This is a genomic window from Pseudomonas sp. HMWF006 (genome assembly GCF_003061205.1).
GTDB classification, from domain to species: Bacteria; Pseudomonadota; Gammaproteobacteria; order Pseudomonadales; family Pseudomonadaceae; genus Aquipseudomonas; species Aquipseudomonas monsensis.
Genome location: NZ_QAIU01000575.1, coordinates 2,094 through 2,974 on the forward strand (window position 1 = coordinate 2,094; position 881 = coordinate 2,974).

Genomic DNA, 881 nt, shown 5'->3' on the forward strand with positions numbered 1-881 from the left:
ATCCAGCCCGCCGTTCTGTTCGGCGCGAATCAGCAAGCGGCAAATGGCGCTGTGGTCGAGGTTGGGGTGCAGCTCGGCGAGCATGCCGATGCGCATCCAGTGCTCGGCCTGCGCGTTGATCGAGCGGCTGAGTGCATTGCTGGAGATGCGCAGGTTCTCGTGCATGTCCTCAGAAATCTTTACGATGCCCATATATGAATCCGATACGCTGTGTATATGGATCGTATATTAGCCAAGCCTTACGCCAAATTGCAAACGCACACAATCTGCAGGACGTAGCGCGGCAAATCGCAGGCAAAAAAAAGCTGCCAAAAGAGGCAGCAAAAACTTTAAGAACACGCGATGTATTGGGCTCAGCATAGACGCCGGATAATGACAGTGTCATGACAGGCGCACATTCATTGAACCGCCCCGCTGCCGTCATCAGGATGTCATCAACTTCACGGCAGAATCCTCGCAAACCGTCTTGAGCCTTGAGACGGACGTTTTGCAAGGACTCCCATGAAAGAAGACGCCTCGCTGTTTGCCGCCATCGACCTGGGTTCGAATGCATTTCGCATGATGATCGGCCAGTCGGTCCGCAGCCGCAAAGGCTTCATGATTCAGGAGGTGAAAACCTTGCGCGAACCGGTGCGCCTGGCCGAGGGGTTTGACGGTGGCGCGCTGGACACCCTGGCGCTGGATCGCGGCTGGCAGGCGTTGGCGCGGTTCGGCAAAAAGCTGCGGGGATTCGAAGCGGGTCGGGTGCGTGCGGTGGCCACCAGCGCCGTGCGCGAAGCCGACAATGCACAACTGTTTCTCGCCAGCGCCGAGCGGCATCTGGGCTTTGACATCGACGTCATTTCCGGACATGAAGAGGCTCGGCTGGTGTATGCCGGCGT

General features: G+C 57.9%; 2 protein-coding genes. One reads left to right on the forward strand and one right to left on the reverse strand.

Features of this window, described 5'->3' with window-relative positions; translation table 11 throughout:
* Window positions 1-192, reverse strand: a 192-nt coding sequence (locus DBR24_RS31335; protein ID WP_218278151.1) for a ParD-like family protein, incomplete at its 3' end; no start/stop codon positions are given.
* 309 nt (window positions 193-501) lie between these two features.
* Between DBR24_RS31335 and DBR24_RS33915 the strand changes: the two genes are divergently transcribed.
* Window positions 502-881: Ppx/GppA phosphatase family protein (locus DBR24_RS33915; RefSeq protein ID WP_371921362.1), on the forward strand; the 380-nt coding region annotated here is incomplete at its 3' end.